We start from the raw sequence: 15,105 nt of genomic DNA, 5'->3' as shown, positions 1-15,105 counted from the left end.
CATGAGCAGCTTCGACCCCGCACCGGAATCCTCCTCCACGCCGGACACCTCCAAGGCCCCGGATCCGCTGAAGACCGGGTCTGGCGAGCCAGCCCCCACCTCGGCACGCGTCGGGACGATCGTCTGGGGGCTCGTGGTCCTCGCGCTGGCCGTCCTGATCATCATCTCCCAGCTGGGAATCGTGGTCCTGAACGGCACGTACGTCCTGATCGGCCTCATGATCGGCGCCGGCGCCGCACTGGTCATCGGCGGACTGCTTTCCGCCCGCCGACGTGACAACGGCCCCACAACCGGGAAGGCTTGAGACATGGAAAAGTTCTACAGCATCGTCAGGGGCCTCGGCCTGAAACGCGGTCCGCAGCGCTGGCTCGGCGGAGTCTGCGGCGGAATCGCAGACAAGTTCAATGTGGACGTCGCCTACGTCCGGATCGGTTTCCTCATCTTCTGCCTCCTGCCCGGTCCGGCTGTGGTGTTCTACCTGGCTGCATGGCTGATCCTGCCGGACCAGAACAACGCCATCGCCCTGGAGTCGTTCCTCGAGAAGCGCGGCAACCGCTCCTGACGGACGACGGCGGTTCTCCGGCCAGTTAGCGGCCAAACGGGTTCAGTGCCCCTGCTCCACGGAGCAGGGGCATCCCTGCTTAAGAGGCCCGGCATGTAACCGTTTGTGTCCTTCCCCACACTGCCCACTAGACTCTATGTGAGCTCAGCGTGGCGCTCTGCCTGTATACCTTCAACCAGGATTTGAGCCGAAATAATGAAAATTGGAATCCTCACCAGCGGCGGCGACTGCCCCGGACTGAACGCCGTGATCCGCGGCGCGGTCCTGAAGGGCATCGCCATCCACGGCCACGAATTCGTGGGGTTCCTCGACGGATGGCGCGGCGTGGTCGAGGGAGACATCATCCCGATCCCCCGCACGCTGGTCCGGGGCATCGCCAAGCAAGGCGGCACCATCCTTGGCACCTCCCGCACCAACCCGTTCGAGAACGGTGGCGGACCGGACGTCATCAAAGCCCACATGGAACGGCTCGGCATTGACGCCATCATCGCCATCGGCGGCGAAGGCACCCTCGCGGCCGCCAAGCGGCTCACAGACGCCGGACTGAAGATCGTGGGCGTCCCCAAGACCGTTGACAACGACCTGGACGCGACGGACTACACGTTCGGTTTCGACACCGCGGTCCAGATCGCCACCGAGGCCATCGACCGGCTGCGGACCACCGGCGAGTCGCACCACCGCTGCATGATCGCCGAGGTCATGGGCCGCCACGTTGGATGGATCGCATTGCACGCTGGCATGGCCTCGGGCGCCCACGCCATCCTCATTCCGGAGCAGAAGGTCAGCATCGAGCAGATCACCAAATGGGTGAACGAGGCCCATGACCGTGGCCGTGCACCGCTTGTCGTGGTTGCCGAGGGCTTTGTGCCCGAACACATGGAGTCCCCGCACTCCGAGCGCGGCCTGGATACCTTTGGCCGGCCCCGCCTGGGCGGCATCGCCGACCAGCTCGCGCCGGAGATCGAAGCCCGGACCGGCATTGAGACCCGCGCCACCATCCTGGGCCACATCCAGCGCGGCGGCGTTCCGTCTGCCTTCGACCGGGTGCTGGCCACGCGCCTGGGCATGGCCGCCGTCGACTCCGTGGTCGAAGGCCGCTGGGGCACCATGGTGTCGCTGAACGGCACGGACATTGACCACGTGGGCTTCGAAGCGGCCCTGGGCAAGCTGAAGACCGTCCCGCAGCACCGCTACGACGAGGCCGCGGTCCTCTTCGGCTAAGCCGCACGCCCGCCATCCCCCGGAGGATTGGCGCGAACGTACACTTGAGGCCCTGAATCCCTGGAGATTCGGGGCCTCAAGTGTACGTTCGCGCTCTTCCGCGGGGCTCAAGTGTACGTTCGCGCTTCGTCGGGCGCGCGGGTCGGTAGGCTGGAGGCATGAGCCTTGAGTCCCATTCCGCCGCCATCATTCAGCTGGCCTGGGCACGCCGGCTGGGGCTCGACGACGGCGCGTTCGCCAGCGCCTTGGAAACCGGCGAGCGTATCACCCGGGCGGACGATTCGGCCCGCTCCGTGGAGTTCGTCCGGCTGTTCGGCAGCTCCGCACTCGTGGGGCCGCAGTGGGCACTGGACGCCGCCGCCGGAATCGCCGACGAGGAGATGGCACAGCACGTGACCCTGCTGACCATTACACGGCAGCACGGCGGCCACGGCCAAGGCTCCGCCGCACTGTTCTTCGCCGACGACCTGCCACTGCTGCAGCCCTCCGGGGAGCTGACCGTCTCCCACGGAAACCCGGCGGCCATCGAACTGGAGGGGCTCTGCCCGCCGGACGACGTCAATGAAGTGGGGCTCTCGGACCTCGAAAACCGGTACACGATCCTGCACGAAGAGGATGGCCGCAAGGTGCCTGTGGCCTGCGGCGCGTACTCCGAGTGGGAAGGGATCCTGGCCCACATGGGCGTGCTCGTGGCACCGCGGTGGCGCCGCCGCGGAGTGGGGTCACTGGCGGCCTCCGTCGCGGCCCACGAGGCCCTCGCGTCCGGTCTGACGCTGCAGTGGCGCACCGACGTCAGCAACAAGGGGTCTTTGGCCATTGCGCGGAGCCTGGGCTTCGCCACGGGAGGCATCGAGACCAGCGTGCTGCTGGGCTGAGGCGGCGCGGCTAGGGCCCCTTGGCCGCTGCGCTTTCTGCATCCGCCGTCTGCTGCCCGGCCCAGCCGTGGACCGCATTCGGCCGGGCGAAGAAGAGTGCCACCGCGGCGCCGAGCACGATCACGGCCGCAGGCAGCATGATCGACTGGCCCATCGCCGTCGAGAATCCCTGGTGCAGCGCCTCCGGAAGCAGGCCCCCGAAGCTGATTGCCTCGCCGGCCGGCCCGCCCGCACCCGGTTCCCCCTGCGCGCCAGCGGCCGGAAGCTCCGCCGCGAGCCGGGCCTGCATCAGGACGGCGATGGCCGCGCTGCCGAGGACGGCGCCGATCTGCCGGGTGGTGTTGTACACGCCGGCCCCGGCCCCCGCCTGCCGCGGCGGCAGGTTGCGGGTGGCCGTGGAACTCAGCGGAGCCCAGATACCCGCGTTCGCGAAGCCGAGCAGGGCGCTCGGCAGCAGGAACAGCCACACGGGGGTGTCCGGGTGCATGAGAGCCGAGTTCCAGAACAGTGCCACGGCCATGAGCAGCAGCCCGGCAGAGGTGAGGTATTTCGGGTTCACCCGGTCGATGATCCTGCCGACCACTGGGGCCAGTCCGCCGGAAATCAGCGCCATCGGCACCATCATCAGGGCCGACTGCGTGGGCGTCATGCCACGCACCATCTGGTAGTAGAAGACCAGCGGCAGGCCGAACGCCGTGACGGTGAAGCCGACCGTGGTGATCCCGATGTTGGCGAGCGAGAAATTGCGGTCCCGAAAGAGGCGCAGCGGCAGGAGCGGTTCGCCCTTGTTGACGCCCTGCCAGCCGACGAAAAGCGCCAGCACCACTATTCCGCTGATGATCAGTCCCCAGACCGTCACGGGGCCGGATATGGTGCCCCAGTTGTAGGTCTCGCCCTCCTGGATGCCGAACACCAGGAGGAAAAGCCCGACGGCGCTGAGCACCACGCCGGGGACGTCGAACCTGTGCGGATGCGTGGTCAGAGACGGCACGAAGCGCCAGGCGAGGATGAACCCTACGATCCCGATGGGGACGTTGATGAAGAAGATCCATTCCCAGCCCAGCCCGTCCACCAGCACGCCGCCGAGGACCGGACCCACCAGCGTTGCCATGCCGGCGGTGGCACCCCAAAGTCCCATGGCAGCTCCGCGCCGGTCCGGCGGAAAGATCCGGGTGATCACGGCCATGGTCTGCGGCGTCATCAGGGCGGCACCGAGGCCCTGAAGCACGCGGGCCGCGATCAGCATCTGGATGCTGCCGGACAGCCCGCACCACAGCGAGGCCAGGGTGAACACGACGAGTCCCGCCAGATAGAGCCGCTTGGGTCCGAAGCGGTCACCCAGCCTTCCGGTGATGAGCAGCGGCACGGCATACGCCAGCAGGTAGGCGCTCGTGACCCAGATGACGGCATTGATGTCCGTCTCCAGCCCCGCCATGATCCTCGGATTGGCCACGGACACGATGGTGGTATCGATCAGGATCATGAAGAAGCCGATGACCATCGACCACAGCGCAGGCCACGGCCTGCTGACGTTTTCCAAGGACTCAGCCCAGCAGGTCCTGGATGTCCCTGCGGGCGAACATCTCCGCGGCGGCGCGCGCCGAGGGGGTTCCGGCGTCGGCATCGGCGCCGGCGTCGAGCAGCACCCGGGCAACGTCCGTGTAGCCCTTGAAGACCGCACCCGCCAAGGGCGTCTGTCCGCGCCCGTTGGCCTGGTTCACGTCTCCGCCGTGGTACAGGATCAGCTGAACAGTCTCGGCATGGCCGTGATAGGCGGCGAGCATGAGCAGCGAGTCCCCGGCGGAGTTGGTGAGCGTCGCCGGGGCACCTGCGTTGAGGTAGCTGCGGAGCATCTCGGTTTCCCCGTTGCGTGCGGCGTCGAAGAGCCGGTGCGCGAGTTCGAGCGTCTCTTCGTCCATCCCGGCAGCGGTGCCGCCCGCGGCGTTCGGGTCGGTCTGGTCTGTCATTTGTGGGTCCCCCTCAGGAATCCGGTCTGCCGGCCAACCACCTGCCCGGCGTCGGGAGCCACGATCACTTCCTGCGCGGCTGTGTACGGCTCTTCACCGTCCATGACAGTCAGTATTTCATCCGGCCCGACAGAACGCTTTATGACCGCCAGCGCAATGGGACCCATCTCGTAGTGCTGGGCCACGGACGTGACGGTTCCCACCTTGCGCTCCCCCAGCAGCACGGGGCTCCCGGCCTCCGGCATGGTGTGCTGGGAGCCGTCGAGCTGCAGGAACACGAGCCGGCGCGGCGGATGGCCCAGGTTGTGCACGCGTGCGATGGTCTCCTGGCCCTTGTAGCAGCCCTTGGCCAGGTGGACGGCGGTCCGGAGCAGGTCCAGTTCATGCGGGATGGTCTTGTCGTCCGTTTCGGCGCCGAGCCGGGGCCGCCAGGCCGCCACGCGGAGCGCTTCGGCTGCCGAGACGCCGGCCAGCGGCCGGTCCGCCACCGTTGCTTCGAGCTCCGCGGCCGGGACCAGGTATTCGAACCAGGGGCGCTCGGCGCCAGGGTGGGCGTCCTCGCCCACCACCGAATATGCGTACCCGCCGGCGGCGACGTGCGGCCAGGGGTCCTGCCAGACCTTCAAGGCGGACCACTCCGGGACGGCCCTGGTGGATCCAACCACGGCCCAGTCCTCCGAGACGTCTGCGATTTCCACTCGCAGCATGAACTTCATCTTGTTCAGCCACTCCGCCAGCGGGGCGGCCTCGGCGGCTTCCACAATCAGCCAGGTGGTCCCGCCGTCGTCCACTACCCGGGCGTCGAATTCAATGCGGCCCTGCACGCTGAGGAGCAGCAGCTCGCTGGACTCGCCAGGCTGCAGGTTGGTGACCTGCTGGGAGGACAGCGTGTTGAGCCAGCTCAGGCGGTCGGGCCCGCTGACGGTCACCACGCCGCGGTGGGAAAGGTCGACGACGGCGGTGCCGGCGGCCAGGGCGCGCTGCTCGCGCAGCGGCTCACCGTAGTGGGAAGCGACGCCGGAATCGGCGCCGCCCGCTTCGACGGCGCCAGGGCGCGACAACAGAGGGCTCTTGATAGTCATATGAAGGGAACGTCCTTGGCTTGGCGGGTATTCCGGTGCAGCGAGTCCGTGCACCGGCTCTGTCATGCCCGGCTTCCCGGACAGCTCAGCGGTATTCCGGGTTTTCGAAACCGAACTTGGATCCGGATTTCCATTCTTCCGGAAGGTTGCCGTACGCGGGAATCCCGCCGGCGTCCTTGAGCATCCTGGCCAGATGCAGGAGATTCCACGTCATGAAGGTGGTGTTTCTGTTGGTAAAGTCACTCTCCGGGCCGCCGGATCCCTCATCGAGATAGCTGGGGCCCGGGCCAACGGGCCCGATCCAGCCTGCGTCCGCCTGCGGCGGAATGGTGAATCCGATGTGCTGCAGGCTGTAGAGGACGTTCATGGAGCAGTGCTTGATGCCGTCCTCGTTGCCGGTGATCAGGCAGCCGCCCACCTTCGGGTAGAACGCCCACTGGCCCTTGGCATTGAGCTCGCCCGAGTGTGCGTAGAGACGCTCGATGAGCTTCTTGGTCTGGGATGAGTTGTCACCGAGCCAGATGGGCCCGGCGACCACCACGATGTCGGCCTCCTGCACGGCCGGATACAGCTCGGGCCATTCATCGGTCTCCCAGCCGTGCTCCCGCATGTCGGGGTAGACGCCGCTGGCGATGTCATGGTCCACGGTCCGGATGACCCGGGTGGCCACGCCCTGCTTTTCCATGATGAGGCGGCTCAGCCGGATCAGCCCCTCGGTGTTGCTCCGTTCCGGAGAACGCTTGAGGGTACCGTTGAAGAACAGCGCCCTGAGGTCGCTGTAGTCAGTGGTGACTGCGGCTTCATCCATGGGCGGGTGCCTCAGGAGACGCGTTTCAGGAACGCGGAAGCGTGCGCTTCCAGGCCGTTGCCCGGCGCAGACGAGGTGGCCGTGGAGGCACCGCCGGTGGCCACATCCCACCGCCACAGCAGGTTCCCGTCCACCAGCCCGAAGATCCGGGTGGCGGCGCTGTAGTCCTTGGAGTGGCTGCCCCGCATCACCATGTCGGTGCTCAGCTGGATCTGCGGCCCCTTGATCTGGCCGTAGTACAGCTCGGAAATCCCGCCCGGATGCGAGATGGACACCGAAATGTCGAATCCACCGTCCTTGTTCCGGAGCGCCTCCACCTCGTCGGCGCTTTTCAGCGCCGGCACGATATCGGCGGGAATAAGGCCGGGACCGCCGTCGGCATCCAATTGTTTGCGCTCAAGCGCCCAAAAACCGGTCTCGACTGTGAGGGGCCGGAGCTTGGTGCCGTCCTCGTCAGTCAGCCAGCTTTCCGCACGGTACTGCAGGTACGGCAGCCCGTTGTGGGTGAACGAAACATGCTGCAGGAAGTGCTCAGATCCTTCGTCGCCGGATCCAAGCCGGCCGCGGCCCTCCCACTCACCAATGAGCCAGGACAGCGGGACCAGTTCGGGAGTCAGGTCTGTGGGTATCTCAATAGGCACAGCTGTTACCTCGTGAAGCAGCTAACAGGGAAGCGGTTCTACTTCTGGCCCTTGAACAGCCGATAAACCACAAAGCCGGCAAACCAGGCCATGGCAACGCTGGCGATGCCGAGCAGGACAAGGAAGAAAATTTCATATGCAAGTACGGACATGGTGCCATCCTAACGCGTTAGAAGATGAGTAGTTTGTCTATGAAGTAAGCAAGTGAACCAACCGCCGAAACAGGCGCCAGCCCCATCCCCAGGGCGGCAGGAAAGTTCAGCGGGGTACCCCGCAGCGTCACGAGCCGCCGGAAGCTGACCAGCACCGCCCCCACGACGACGCCGAAAACCGCGGCGGGCAGCACGGCAACGCCGGAGAGCACGAGCCCTGCCAGCGGCCCGGCAAGTCCGGCCAGGGCGATTCCCAGCGGGGCGACGATGCTGTCGGGCCAGCGGATCAGGCCGGCCAGCAGGGCAAAGGCAGCGCTCACCCCGGCCACGAGCATCATTTCCTTGACGCCGTTGAACCGGGCCCCGGCAATCCAACCTGCGCCCAGGCAGGACAGAAGGACGCCCACGCAGCAGCCCAGGGTTGACTCCAGCCGCTGCGCCTGGCCCGTCCCGCGCACAAGCTGGACGAGGAACACGGAGATGACCCCCAGGGCGATGAATCCGGGAGTCCAGTCAAGGTAGCCGGGAGCCGGAACGGTGGCTGCGGCCACGGCCGAACCGGCACCCGAAAGTCCGATGACCGCCGCCAGTGTCTTCTTGGCCGGGATGCCCAGGTAGTGCGGCCAGCCCACACCAACGGCCAGCGCAATGAGCACGGCCACAGCGAGAAGGACATCCGGCGTGCGGTAAATACTGGCGATGATGACGGCCAGGCCCGCGAGGCCGATGACCCCGACGCTCCAGGACTCCACGGCGGCCCCGGAGGGCGCGGCGGCGTTCACTTCAGGCGCGGCCATGGCGCACTCCTCTTTGACTCTGCACTCAAGTTCGCTGCGTCCTCATCTGCCTGTGCCGTTGACGGGCTGGGCTGGCGCCCTGACGGTTCAATCCTGCCCTATATGACTGCCATATGTCGCAAATGAGGCGCGTTGCCGGCCCGGATCAGTGTCTGCCGAAGAGCCGTTGGGTATACTCAAAGCTCAGCTACGCTTCCCGCAGGGGGAATGGAGACACTGGCCCGCCAGCGTGTCCGGGCTTCCTGCGGCAGCACAGTACCAACCGGTGAAAGCCCGGTTCAGTCGCCCAATGATGCGCGGACGGCCCCTTGGAGGAACAATGTCGCACATCCTGTTACTGACCAACAGCACCGGATCCTCGGTGGACATTTTGCCTGCCTTGGAGCTCCTGAACCACCGGGTTCACATCCTCCCGGCGGAACCGACTGCCCTGCTGGAAACGGACCCGTGCGACATCGTCCTCCTGGACGCCCGCAAGGACCTTGTCGGGGCCCGCTCCCTCACCCAGCTTCTGAAGGCAACAGGCCTCAGCGCACCGCTGGTGCTGATCCTCACCGAAGGCGGCATGGCCGCCGTGTCGTCCGCATGGGCGGTTGATGACATCGTCCTGGATTCCGCGGGTCCCGCCGAGGTGGAGGCCAGGATCCGCCTCTCAGTGGCACGGGCCGTGCCGGACGCGGAGGACACTCCGTCCGAGATCCGTGCCGCCGGCGTCGTCATCGACGAGGCGAGCTACACGGCGCGCGTCAACGGCGCGGCGCTCAACCTGACGTTCAAGGAATTCGAGCTCTTGAAGTACCTCGCGCAGCACCCCGGCCGCGTGTTCACGCGCCAGCAGCTGCTGACCGAGGTGTGGGGCTACGACTACTACGGCGGCACGCGCACGGTCGACGTTCACGTCCGGCGGCTGCGCGCCAAGCTCGGCGCCGACCACGAAAACCTGATCAGCACCGTCCGCAACGTCGGGTACCGGCTCACGCTGGTGCGCCAGCAGGAGGACGAACAACTCGCCGAGGCCTGACCCGCCCGCGATTTCGTACAACATTCCAAGCAAACATGAAGGCCCGGACTCTTTCGAGTCCGGGCCTTCTGCGTTGCATCAGTGGAGGACATACGGGTCGAACGTATCGAGGCCACCCCAGTGGTGGATCCCCCTCACATTCAGCTTCAGAAGCCGAACGAGATATCGACTATACCGGGCCATCCCGGCGGCTCCAAATCGGACAGCCGGGGTCACTGCGTATAGCCTTGACAGCATGAGTGTCGCGCATCCGGAGAACTGGCCCGTCACCGTCATCAAGGGCGGTGTGGACGAACAGCTGCTGCGTGACATCAGGACCCTGCTGTCCGCGGCCGAGGAGTCGGACGGCAACCCTTCGATCTCGGAACAGACCCTGGTCACGCTGCGCGCCGCGGACACCGGCCCCCACTCCCTGCTGACCCTGGCCCTCTATGCGCCGGATGAGGATTCCGATCCCGCCACGGCCCAGGACCTGGCGGGCTTCGCCGTCGTGGTCGAGGAGGGGGACGCCAGCGGGGTCCTGGAAATCGCCGTGCACCCGAGCTACCGGAACCAGGGCGTGGCGGACCGGCTCGTGAGCACGCTGAAGTCGGTCCGCGGATTCGACGGGCTGAAAGCCTGGTCCCATGGCAACCACGAGGCCGCCGCGGAACTGGCCTCCCGCTACGGCTACGGTCCCGTGCGGGAACTGTGGAAGATGCGGCTCGCCACAGCCGCCGCTGAACTGCCCGACGTCGGCCTTCCCGACGGCGTGGTGCTCCGCGCCTTTGTGCCGGGCAGGGACGAGGACGCCTGGCTGGCGGCCAACCGCGCGGCGTTCGCCCACCACCCGGAACAGGGTTCCATGAGCAGGGCGGACCTTGACGCCCGAATGGCGGAGCCGTGGTTCGACCCGGCCGGCTTCCTGCTGGCCGAGGACGGGGAGGGGCGGTTGCTCGGCTTCCACTGGACCAAGGTGCACCCGCGGCACGGCGACCACCCCGCGATCGGCGAGGTCTACGTGGTGGGCGTGGCACCCGCCGCCCAGGGCATGGGCCTGGGCAAGGCGCTGACAGTCGCGGGCATCCGGCACCTCCAGAAGCAGGGCCTGCACGCCGTCATGCTTTACGTGGATGCGGACAACGCTCCGGCCGTCGCACTGTACCGCCGCCTGGGTTTCACCCGGTGGGATGTGGACGTCATGTACGGCCCCCTGGACGGGCGTTAATCCAATCATTCGGCGCTGACCCCGGTCCGGCCGAAATCTGCGGGTCCCGCCGGGGCGGATGATTGTAAGGTTGAAGCTAAATCCCCCAGCACCAAGGAGAGAGCATGCAACCGGAATCCGCCGGATCAGCCACGACCGAAATCAAGGCGGCCCCCGTGCGTGCCCGTTTCGGCTCCTCCGAAGTGCCCGCGTCCCGCGCCACGCAGGACCGCATCGACATCCCGGAATTCGCCGCCATCCTCGAACCCGAAGGCGAAATCAGCCCGGACCGGTTCCTGGACCGGGAACTGAGCTGGCTTGCCTTCAACGCCCGGGTCCTTGAACTGGCCGAAGACCCCAATCTCTACCTGCTCGAGCGGGTCAGCTTCCTGTCGATCTTCGCCTCCAACCTCGACGAGTTCTTCATGGTCCGGGTGGCCGGCCTGAAGCGACGGATCGCCACCGGACTCGCGGTGCCCTCCCCCGCCGGCCTCAGCCCCGTCCAGGTCCTTGAGCAGATCGGCGAAGCGGCGCACCGTCTGCAGGAACGCCACGCCAAGGTCTACGCCGAGCAGATCCGGCCCGCGCTGGCGTATGAGCACATCCACCTCATGCACTGGGACGAGCTCGACGACGAAGCCAAGCACCGCCTCAGCGTCATGTTCGCGGAAAAGGTCTTCCCCATCCTCACCCCGCTGGCGGTGGATCCCGCCCACCCCTTCCCCTACATTTCGGGGCTCTCCCTCAATCTGGCTGTAGTGGTCCGCAACCCTGTCAGCGACAAGGAGCTGTTCGCACGTGTCAAGGTGCCGGACCAGCTGCCGCGCCTGATCTCCATCGACGGCCCGCGCGCAGGGTCCGTGCCGGGGCGCGTTGCCCGGTTCATCGCCCTGGAGGAAGTCATTGCCGTCCACCTCGACCAGCTCTTCGCCGGCATGGAGGTCCTGGAGCACCACACCTTCCGTGTCACGCGCAACGAGGACGTGGAGGTGGAAGAGGACGACGCCGAGAACCTCCTGCAGGCCCTCGAGAAGGAACTCCTGCGCCGCCGGTTCGGCCCTCCTGTCCGCCTCGAGGTCACCCACGACATCAACCCCAACATCCGGGCCCTGCTGATCCGGGAGCTCGGAGTGGAGGAATCCGAGGTCTACTCGGTACCCGCCCCGCTGGACCTCCGCGGGCTGTCCGTCATTGCGGGGATTGACCGGGCAGACCTGCACTACCCGAAGCACGTGCCGCACACGTCCCGCTACCTGAACGAATCCGAAACGTCCAAGGCGGCCAACGTCTTCGCAGCCATGCGCCGGCGCGACATCCTGCTGCACCACCCGTATGACTCCTTCTCCACCTCCGTGCAGGCGTTCCTGGAGCAGGCGGCCGCCGACCCCAAGGTGCAGGCCATCAAGCAGACCCTGTACCGCACCTCCGGCGACTCGCCCATCGTGGATGCCCTCATCGATGCGGCGGAAGCCGGCAAGCAGGTGCTGGCCCTGGTGGAGATCAAGGCCCGCTTTGACGAACAGGCCAACATCTCCTGGGCGCGCAAGCTCGAACAGGCCGGCGTGCATGTGGTGTACGGCATCGTGGGCCTGAAGACGCACTGCAAGCTGTCGCTGGTGGTCCGCCAGGAGGTGGACGGGCTGCGCCGCTACTGCCACATCGGAACGGGCAACTACCACCCCCGGACGGCACGCTACTACGAGGACCTTGGCCTCCTGACCGCCAACGAGCAGGTGGGCGAAGACCTGTCCAAGCTCTTCAACCAGCTCTCCGGCTACGCCCCGAAGTCGACGTTCAAACGACTCCTCGTGGCGCCGCGCTCGGTGCGGTCCGGACTCATCGACAGGATTGAGACCGAGATCCGCAACGCCCGCGCCGGAATTCCGGCCCGGGTGCAGATCAAGGTCAACTCCATGGTGGACGAGGCCATCATCGACTCCCTCTACAGGGCGTCCCAGGCCGGTGTGAAGGTCGACGTCATTGTGCGCGGTATTTGCTCGCTCCGGCCGGGCATCGCCGGGCTCAGCGAAAACATCACGGTGCGTTCCGTCCTGGGCCGCTTCCTCGAGCATTCACGCGTCTTCGCCTTCGCCAACGCGGGCGATCCCGTGGTCTACATCGGCTCGGCCGACATGATGCACCGCAACCTGGACCGCCGGGTTGAGGCGCTCGTCCAGCTCTCGGGCGGCGAGGACACCACGTATGTCCTGGACATGCTACGCCGCTACATGGACCCCGAAACGGCAAGCTGGCACCTGGACAGCAGCGGGGACTGGACCCGGCACCACCTTGACGAGGACGGCAGGGAGCTCGACGACGTCCAGTCCTGGCTCCTGGCGTCCCGGTCCCGCCAACGCGCCGTTGCCCGGCGGTAGGACCCGGGTTTGAAGAGCGATTCACCGGTAGCCGACCAGACTGACCACCCCGGCGAGCCCATTGCCGTTACCGCGGCCGGTGCCATCCCGTGGCGCGTCAAGAACGACGAGTTGGAAGTCCTGCTGATCCACCGGCCTAGGTACGACGACTGGTCGTGGCCGAAAGGCAAGCTCGACACCGGCGAGACAGTCCCCGAGTGCGCCGTCCGGGAAGTCGAGGAGGAGATCGGGCTGCAGGCCCCGCTGGGCATTCCGCTCCCGCCGATCCACTATCACGTGAGCGCAGGACTGAAGGTGGTCCATTACTGGGCGGTGGAAGTCGTCAACGGAGCCCAACTGCGCCCTGACGGCAAGGAAGTGGACAGCGTCATGTGGTGCACCCCCGAGAGGGCGGCATCCCTGCTGTCCAATCCGACCGACGTTGTGCCCCTTGAGTTCCTGGCCGCGGCGCATGCGAGGAAGGAACTGCACACCTGGCCGCTGGTGATCGTGCGTCACGCCAAGGCCAAGCCGCGGTCCTCCTGGACCAAAGCGGAAGGCGAACGTCCCCTCGCAGCCACGGGCGTCCGGCAGGCCCAGGCCGTCCGCCGGCTCCTGCGGGCCTGGAAGCCGATGCGCGTGGTCAGCAGTCCGTGGCGGCGGTGCGTCTCCACGATCGCGCCCTATGCCAAGGCCTCCGACGCGAAGGTGAAGCTCGTGGACGCCCTGACCGAACACCGGCACGCCCGGAACCCGAAGAAGACGGCGGCTGCCGTTGAGGCGCTGTTCGATAAGCAGCGGGCCGTGGTGCTGTGCACGCACCGTCCGGCCCTGCCCACCGTCCTGAAGCAGCTCAGTGACTCCATGAGCCCAAGGCTGAAGGGCGTGCTTCCCGTGGCCGACCCGTATCTGGCACCCGGCGAGATGATCATCTGCCACGTGGCCCACGCCAGCAAGAGCAAGATCGTCGCGGTGGAACAGTTCAAGCCGTTCGACGACTGAGGCGGATGCCCTCCCGGGCGGCAGGCCGCCACTCCACTAGACTGGACGCGTGAGCATCCCAACGCCCTATGAAGACCTCCTGCGCGATGTCATGGCCCATGGCACGCACAAATCCGACCGCACCGGAACGGGCACGAGCAGCGTGTTCGGGCGCCAGATGCGCTTTGACCTGAGCAAAAGCTTTCCGCTCATCACCACCAAGCGTGTGCATTTCAAGTCAGTGGCCGTCGAGCTGCTGTGGTTCCTGCGCGGCGACACCAACGTCAAGTGGATGCAGGACCAGGGCGTCACCATCTGGAACGAGTGGGCAGACACCGACGGCGAACTCGGCCCCGTCTACGGCGTCCAGTGGCGCAGCTGGCCCACACCCGACGGCGGGCACATCGACCAGATCGCCGAGCTCGTCGAAAACCTGAAGGCGAACCCCGATTCCCGCCGGCACATCGTGTCGGCCTGGAACGTGGCGGAACTCAAGGACATGGCCCTCCCGCCGTGCCACGCCTTCTTCCAGTTCTACGTGGCCGACGGCAAGCTGTCCTGCCAGCTGTACCAGCGTTCGGCGGACATGTTCCTGGGCGTGCCGTTCAACATCGCCTCCTACGCGCTGTTGACGTGCATGCTGGCCCAGCAAACCGGGCTGGAGCCCGGTGAGTTCGTCTGGACCGGCGGCGACGTCCACATCTACGACAACCACATGGACCAGGTCCTGAAGCAGCTGGACCGTGAACCGTACGAGTACCCGCAGCTGAAGATCACCCGCAAGCCGGCCTCGATTTTCGACTACACGCTGGATGACTTCGAGGTGCTCGGCTACCGCCACCACCCCACGATTAAGGCACCGATCGCCGTATGAGCACCGAGGAGACCATGGATCCGCAGGCCTTCAGCGACGACATCGCTGCGAACACCACCGGGATCGGGCTGGTCTGGGCGCAAACCACGTCCGGCGTCATCGGCAGGGACGGCGACATGCCCTGGCACCTGCCGGAGGACCTGAAGCACTTCACCAAGGTGACCAGCGGGCATCCGGTCATCATGGGCCGCAAGACGTGGCTGTCTTTCCCGCAAAAGTACCGCCCGCTTCCCAACCGGACCAACATCGTCATAACCCGGCAGGAAGACTGGGGCAGGACGCCCGAGGCGGAGGGCGCCGTCGTCGTTAAATCCCTTGACGATGCACTCCTGGAGTCGCAGTTCGCGCCCGGCTGCGAGACGATCTGGATCCTGGGTGGCGGCGAGATTTTCAGCCAGTCCGTGGACCTCGCCAACACTGCCGTGGTCACCACGATCGACGTCGAGGCCGACGGCGACACCCACGCGCCCCAGCTCGGCGCAGCGTGGGCTGCGGAGGACTCCGTACCCCGCGAAGGCTGGCTGACGGCAGCCAACGGCACACGCTACCGGTTCACCAAATGGAACCGCAGAGAAGGTTAGACA

Annotated in this window: 16 protein-coding genes; 10 read left to right on the top strand and 6 right to left on the bottom strand. The window is 66.5% G+C overall.

The window, feature by feature from the left end:
• The first annotated feature begins 1 nt into the window (after position 1).
• The 4 genes from AC3A3W_RS17820 to AC3A3W_RS17805 all read left to right on the top strand — a co-directional run bounded on the left by AC3A3W_RS17820 (position 2) and on the right by AC3A3W_RS17805 (position 2,658).
• Positions 2–304, top strand: a complete 303-nt coding sequence (locus AC3A3W_RS17820; protein ID WP_487444330.1) for a hypothetical protein — start codon at positions 2–4, stop codon at positions 302–304.
• Between the two features lie 3 nt (positions 305–307).
• Positions 308–562, top strand: a complete 255-nt coding sequence (locus AC3A3W_RS17815; protein WP_487444329.1) for a PspC domain-containing protein — start codon at positions 308–310, stop codon at positions 560–562.
• Positions 563–757: 195 nt separating this feature from the next.
• Positions 758–1,783: a 6-phosphofructokinase gene (locus AC3A3W_RS17810; protein ID WP_205652814.1), complete on the top strand. Its 1,026-nt coding sequence runs from the start codon at positions 758–760 to the stop codon at positions 1,781–1,783.
• A 158-nt stretch (positions 1,784–1,941) separates the two neighbouring features.
• Positions 1,942–2,658: a GNAT family N-acetyltransferase gene (locus tag AC3A3W_RS17805; RefSeq protein ID WP_487444328.1), complete on the top strand. Its 717-nt coding sequence runs from the start codon at positions 1,942–1,944 to the stop codon at positions 2,656–2,658.
• A gap of 10 nt (positions 2,659–2,668) precedes the next feature.
• Here AC3A3W_RS17805 and AC3A3W_RS17800 read toward each other — a convergent pair whose 3' ends face one another.
• The 6 genes from AC3A3W_RS17800 to AC3A3W_RS17775 all read right to left on the bottom strand — a co-directional run bounded on the left by AC3A3W_RS17800 (position 2,669) and on the right by AC3A3W_RS17775 (position 8,060).
• Positions 2,669–4,198 carry a DHA2 family efflux MFS transporter permease subunit gene (locus tag AC3A3W_RS17800; protein WP_487444327.1) on the bottom strand — a complete coding sequence of 510 codons (1,530 nt, stop codon included), beginning with the start codon at positions 4,196–4,198 and terminating at the stop codon, positions 2,669–2,671.
• 4 nt (positions 4,199–4,202) lie between these two features.
• Entirely contained in the window at positions 4,203–4,625 is a 423-nt protein-coding gene (locus AC3A3W_RS17795; protein ID WP_487444326.1) for an ankyrin repeat domain-containing protein, read from the bottom strand.
• Positions 4,622–5,707, bottom strand: a complete 1,086-nt coding sequence (ygfZ, locus tag AC3A3W_RS17790; protein ID WP_487444325.1) for a CAF17-like 4Fe-4S cluster assembly/insertion protein YgfZ — start codon at positions 5,705–5,707, stop codon at positions 4,622–4,624. The genes AC3A3W_RS17795 and ygfZ overlap by 4 nt, the downstream gene beginning before the upstream one ends.
• An 85-nt stretch (positions 5,708–5,792) precedes the next feature.
• Positions 5,793–6,515 carry a flavodoxin family protein gene (locus AC3A3W_RS17785; protein WP_487444324.1) on the bottom strand — a complete coding sequence of 241 codons (723 nt, stop codon included), beginning with the start codon at positions 6,513–6,515 and terminating at the stop codon, positions 5,793–5,795.
• A gap of 11 nt (positions 6,516–6,526) precedes the next feature.
• The gene (locus AC3A3W_RS17780) at positions 6,527–7,156 is read right to left on the bottom strand and encodes a nitrobindin family protein (protein WP_487444323.1); all 630 of its coding nucleotides are present in this window, start codon (positions 7,154–7,156) and stop codon (positions 6,527–6,529) included.
• A gap of 169 nt (positions 7,157–7,325) precedes the next feature.
• Positions 7,326–8,060, bottom strand: a complete 735-nt coding sequence (locus AC3A3W_RS17775; RefSeq protein WP_487444362.1) for a permease — start codon at positions 8,058–8,060, stop codon at positions 7,326–7,328.
• A gap of 364 nt (positions 8,061–8,424) precedes the next feature.
• Between AC3A3W_RS17775 and AC3A3W_RS17770 the strand changes: the two genes are divergently transcribed.
• From AC3A3W_RS17770 to AC3A3W_RS17745, 6 genes are all read left to right on the top strand, one after another.
• Positions 8,425–9,126 carry a winged helix-turn-helix transcriptional regulator gene (locus AC3A3W_RS17770; RefSeq protein WP_487444322.1) on the top strand — a complete coding sequence of 234 codons (702 nt, stop codon included), beginning with the start codon at positions 8,425–8,427 and terminating at the stop codon, positions 9,124–9,126.
• A gap of 235 nt (positions 9,127–9,361) precedes the next feature.
• Positions 9,362–10,333 carry a mycothiol synthase gene (gene mshD, locus AC3A3W_RS17765; RefSeq protein ID WP_487444321.1) on the top strand — a complete coding sequence of 324 codons (972 nt, stop codon included), beginning with the start codon at positions 9,362–9,364 and terminating at the stop codon, positions 10,331–10,333.
• 104 nt (positions 10,334–10,437) lie between these two features.
• The gene (locus AC3A3W_RS17760; RefSeq protein ID WP_487444320.1) at positions 10,438–12,687 is read left to right on the top strand and encodes an RNA degradosome polyphosphate kinase; all 2,250 of its coding nucleotides are present in this window, start codon (positions 10,438–10,440) and stop codon (positions 12,685–12,687) included.
• Positions 12,688–12,696: 9 nt separating this feature from the next.
• Positions 12,697–13,668: an NUDIX hydrolase gene (locus tag AC3A3W_RS17755; protein WP_487444319.1), complete on the top strand. Its 972-nt coding sequence runs from the start codon at positions 12,697–12,699 to the stop codon at positions 13,666–13,668.
• A 49-nt stretch (positions 13,669–13,717) separates the two neighbouring features.
• Positions 13,718–14,521, top strand: a complete 804-nt coding sequence (locus AC3A3W_RS17750; protein WP_487444318.1) for a thymidylate synthase — start codon at positions 13,718–13,720, stop codon at positions 14,519–14,521.
• Positions 14,518–15,102: a dihydrofolate reductase gene (locus AC3A3W_RS17745; RefSeq protein ID WP_487444317.1), complete on the top strand. Its 585-nt coding sequence runs from the start codon at positions 14,518–14,520 to the stop codon at positions 15,100–15,102. Before AC3A3W_RS17750 ends, AC3A3W_RS17745 begins: the two co-directional genes overlap by 4 nt.
• The last annotated feature ends 3 nt before the right edge of the window (positions 15,103–15,105 follow it).

The organism is Arthrobacter sp. Soil_N43, assembly GCF_057655195.1.
This window is presented reverse-complemented; position numbering and strand designations above follow the sequence as displayed.

Excerpts from the sequence above, each read along its gene's own strand:
- AC3A3W_RS17820 (WP_487444330.1), top strand. The coding sequence starts at position 2 with ATGAGCAGCTTCGACCCCGCACCGGAATCCTCCTCCACGCCGGACACC.
- AC3A3W_RS17785 (WP_487444324.1), bottom strand. The coding sequence starts at position 6,515 with ATGGATGAAGCCGCAGTCACCACTGACTACAGCGACCTCAGGGCGCTG.
- AC3A3W_RS17770 (WP_487444322.1), top strand. The coding sequence starts at position 8,425 with ATGTCGCACATCCTGTTACTGACCAACAGCACCGGATCCTCGGTGGAC.
- AC3A3W_RS17815 (WP_487444329.1), top strand. The coding sequence starts at position 308 with ATGGAAAAGTTCTACAGCATCGTCAGGGGCCTCGGCCTGAAACGCGGT.
- mshD (WP_487444321.1), top strand. The coding sequence starts at position 9,362 with ATGAGTGTCGCGCATCCGGAGAACTGGCCCGTCACCGTCATCAAGGGC.
- AC3A3W_RS17745 (WP_487444317.1), top strand. The coding sequence starts at position 14,518 with ATGAGCACCGAGGAGACCATGGATCCGCAGGCCTTCAGCGACGACATC.
- AC3A3W_RS17795 (WP_487444326.1), bottom strand. The coding sequence starts at position 4,625 with ATGACAGACCAGACCGACCCGAACGCCGCGGGCGGCACCGCTGCCGGG.
- ygfZ (WP_487444325.1), bottom strand. The coding sequence starts at position 5,707 with ATGACTATCAAGAGCCCTCTGTTGTCGCGCCCTGGCGCCGTCGAAGCG.
- AC3A3W_RS17805 (WP_487444328.1), top strand. The coding sequence starts at position 1,942 with ATGAGCCTTGAGTCCCATTCCGCCGCCATCATTCAGCTGGCCTGGGCA.
- AC3A3W_RS17760 (WP_487444320.1), top strand. The coding sequence starts at position 10,438 with ATGCAACCGGAATCCGCCGGATCAGCCACGACCGAAATCAAGGCGGCC.
- AC3A3W_RS17810 (WP_205652814.1), top strand. The coding sequence starts at position 758 with ATGAAAATTGGAATCCTCACCAGCGGCGGCGACTGCCCCGGACTGAAC.